Here is a 1,254-nt window from a genome sequence, read left to right as displayed (position 1 = left end):
GGCGGGCTGAGTTTTTTCCTCTACTGTCAGCTCCGCTTTGGCCGCTGGGATCTCTACATGGAAATGCAGCGCTACTTTGGCCCCAGTTCTTTCGATTACCTGGCTATTATTCAACCTCGTACTTATGCCCCCCTCTTTTCTCTTGGGTACTGGCAGTCTTTGTTTTCCTTTTCCGAGGCTTTGGGGGATGGGATATGGGCCATTTCCCTCAGTCAACTGTTTGTTCCCCTCACCCTGGGATCCCTAGTTGTTACCAGTTTGCTGGATGGGTGGAGTGTCCTGGCCGGCAAGAGCCGGCGCTGGCAGGAGCGGCTGGGGCTCCATTTGGCTGCCTGGATTATGTTCTCCATTTCCGTGGCCGGCATGAGTGCCGTGGCCCAGAGAAGTATGATCCGCTACTGCCTGCCGGTTCACACCCTGCAGGTGCTGGCCTGGTTGCATGGGATCAGATACACCGATTTCAGCTTCATCCCCCAACAGGTGCGTTTCTATCTTGGCAGTGTCCTGAGGCTGGGCTACTGGATCTTGGCTTTAGTCTTCTTTGCCCTAAACCAAATCCTCACCTGGCGCTACGTCCAGCATCTTTGGGTCGCTTGATCGAACCTTGGTGGTGAAGCTGATGAGTTTGCGCCCTGGCCCTCTGCTGCAGCAGATTCGCAAATGTTTAGTTGGCTTTTCTACTCGGATTTTTTTGCTGGGCTTAGCGCTGACTATCCTACAAGTGTTAACGATATACCTCTGGACAAAACGCGGCAGCTATGCTTCTGCTTTTACAGCCCTGAGCCAGCGCGATAGCTATTGGTACCTGAGCATTGTGGAGCGGGGGTATCAGTTTGTGGGCTTTGACAAGATTGCCTACGAGCAGAGCAATGCAGCTTTCTTTCCCGGCTATCCGCTGGCAGTGACCATAATGAGCCGCCTATTAGGAGTTGATCCGGAGCTGGGGCTTTATCTCACTGCCCAGCTCTTTTGCTGGCTGATGTGGATTTACCTTTTCCTATTTTACCGCCGCTGGCAGATCCCCTTGCTTTGGCAAGCTTTGGCAAGTTTGATGATCTTGGTCTATCCCAGCAGCTTTTACCTTGTCGTGGGCTACAGCGAATCCCTCTTTATGGCCAGCCTGTTGGGTTTTTTCTACTGGTCGGCCCACTTGAATTCAATGAGGTCAGGACTCCTGGCCGGGATCCACGGTTTGGTGATGAGTGCCACCCGCATTGTGGGTTTGCCGGTGGCGCTGGTTCCTCTGCTGCGGCT

General features: G+C 53.6%; 2 pseudogenes. Both read left to right on the top strand.

Annotated elements, in window-relative coordinates:
* Positions 1 to 597, top strand: a pseudogene (locus NW841_RS12790) (hypothetical protein); the annotation flags it as partial.
* Between the two features lie 22 nt (positions 598 to 619).
* Positions 620 to 1,254 (top strand): annotated as a pseudogene (locus NW841_RS12785) (hypothetical protein); the annotation flags it as partial.

Source organism: Synechococcus sp. H60.3 (assembly GCF_047462295.1).
Classification (GTDB): domain Bacteria; phylum Cyanobacteriota; class Cyanobacteriia; order Thermostichales; family Thermostichaceae; genus Thermostichus.
This window is presented reverse-complemented; position numbering and strand designations above follow the sequence as displayed.